The following is a 2,442-nucleotide window of genomic DNA, read 5'->3' on the forward strand; positions in this document are numbered from 1 at the left end:
GGCAACAATGTAACAACGGTTCGTCTGCTTTATATCGATACACCGGAAACGGTCAAACCAGATACCGAAATCGAGCCATTTGGTCCGGAAGCATCTGCTTATTCGAAACAATTGCTTACCGAGTCGGGAGAGGTTAGACTTACATTTGACAAAGAGATGACCGATAAATACGGACGGACATTAGCAATCGTTGAATTAAAGAACGGACAAATATTAAATGAGCTTCTTCTTGAGCAAGGCTTGGCCAAAGTATTAATCGTCGATCCTAATGTAAAAATGGAAAACGTTTACAAGAAGATCGAACAACAAGCTAAGCAAAGCAAGCAAGGAATCTGGAGCAATGCATCTGAGATAAGTCGCAGTGATTTGCCTACTAAGAAAGCAACAGTAACAGGTATTATAACCGTGGTCGACAAACGTGCTGAATTAGTTACAATTACTAATAAAACGGATGAGGCTGTCTCTTTAACAGGATGGAAACTTGTCAGTGTGCGGGGTAATCAGATCTATACATTCAAAGAATTTACTTTAAATCCGCAAGAGAAGGTAATTATTTCATCAGCGGAAGAGCCAATCAACTCTGCATTCACCGTACTCCAGTGGGGCGAGGAAAACATTTGGAACAACTCCGAGTCAGATCCCGCAGAGCTCTATAACACTTTTAACGAGCTGGTATCGATCTGGGAAAATTGATTCTTACATTAGAGACCAAACAAATAAGCCTATCCGAGTTGCTTAGGCGCACTCTGGACAGGCTTATTTGTTTAATTCCTATTATATTAGTGAAGCTGCTGCGTATGCGTATGCGTTTGCTCTGAAATAGCACTAAGAGCATCGCCAGCTTCATTCACAAAGATTTCTCGTACTGCTAAATCCCCTATTGCAAGTACTCCGATTAAATCGCCGTTGTCGACCACTGGCAGCCTTCTAATCTGCTTTAACGCCATCAGGTTAGCGGCTTCATCTGTGGACGTTTCTGATGTTATCGTATCGATATCCGTCGTCATAACTTCTGCAACTGCTGTAGAGCCAGAATGCTTTTCCGCATAACCACGAATGACCAAATCTCTATCGGTCACGACTCCGATTAGTTTCTTCCCATCAGTAATCGGAATAAATCCAATATCGTATTGCTTCATTTTCACAGCAAGTTCATACAAATTATCCTGAATTGTAGCAGTTACACAATCCGTCGACATGATTTGTTTGACTGTTTTCACTTGATTATTCGAATTCAATTCGAAAACCTCCTCGATGTTTGATCAAGGATAGTCTAACCATACACTAAACGACTCATTCACATCTTCTCTTATGAACCTGTTGGATGCTCACTAGCATAATCATCAGCCATTGCGATTAACAATCTCGTAGACTGAAGCATCGCTCTCTCATCAATATCGAACTTTGGATGATGATGTGAGAARGTAGCACCGCAGTTTTCATTCCCTGCACCAACAAACATAAAGCATCCTGGCACCTGTTCCAAATAATAAGAAAAATCCTCAGCAACCGTTATGGCTTCCGAATGAATAACAGCTTCTTCACCGAACAAAGCGCCCCCAACCTTAAAGAACCGCTCAGCTTCTATTTCATCGTTCACCACAGGCGGATAACCAATACGCATCTGATAATCGAACTTTGCTCCATGCATGAGACAAGTATTTGTGACAAGTGTTTTCAGACGATCGTGGATCATCATTCTAGTCGACTCATCAAAGGACCTCACCGTACCCTTAAGCCTACATCTTTCTGCAATTACATTGTTCGTTGTACCGGCTTGGAAAGACCCAATTGTAACGACTGCCGGATGGAGTGGATTTACATTTCGGCTAACGATTGATTGCACCGATTGAACGAGCGACGCACCGATCATAATCGCATCAATGCTCTGATGCGGCAAACCACCATGACCGCCCTGGCCAATGATGTCAATAACAAACTCGTCTGCGGCAGCCATGAAAGGTCCCGCCTTCGATGCAATCAAGCCGCTGGCAAGTGGGGTCCATAAATGTACACCATAAATGGCATTTACACCGTCAAGCGCGCCGTCCTCTATCATTGGCTTAGCGCCTCCCGGTGTAACCTCTTCCGCTGGCTGAAATAGCAGCCTGCGTTCGCCTACTATTTCGTCTTGATTAGCACTATAGTAAGCCGCTATGGCTAGCAACGAAGCAGTATGGGCATCATGACCACAAGCATGCATGACATTAGGAACCTTCGATGCATAATCGCAACCCTTCTCATCTTGAATGGGCAATGCATCGATATCTGCTCTAAGGGCTACGACGGGTCCAGGCTTTMCACCCTTAATCGTTGCAATTAAGCCGTGTCCTCCAACATCTGTCCTTACGGAACAACCCATCTCTAGCAGTTGGCTCTTGATCCAGCTTGAAGTTACTCTCTCATGAAAAGACAATTCTGGATATTGATGAAGATGTCTAC

At 43.7% G+C, this 2,442-nt stretch carries 3 protein-coding genes; 1 reads left to right on the forward strand and 2 read right to left on the reverse strand.

The window, feature by feature from the left end; all coding sequences use genetic code 11:
* Nucleotides 1–693: thermonuclease family protein (locus tag AC1DWN_RS32150; RefSeq protein WP_477562908.1), on the forward strand; the 693-nt coding region annotated here is incomplete at its 5' end.
* A gap of 86 nt (nt 694–779) precedes the next feature.
* On the opposite strand, the gene AC1DWN_RS32155 is transcribed toward AC1DWN_RS32150, so the two are convergent.
* Both AC1DWN_RS32155 and AC1DWN_RS32160 read right to left on the reverse strand, forming a co-directional pair.
* Entirely contained in the window at nt 780–1,199 is a 420-nt protein-coding gene (locus AC1DWN_RS32155) for a CBS domain-containing protein (RefSeq protein ID WP_477562910.1), read from the reverse strand.
* Between the two features lie 110 nt (nt 1,200–1,309).
* On the reverse strand, nt 1,310–2,442 hold a 1,133-nt coding region (locus tag AC1DWN_RS32160), incomplete at its 5' end, for an amidohydrolase (protein ID WP_477562909.1).

This window comes from Paenibacillus sp. P4_A7, from assembly GCF_056402455.1.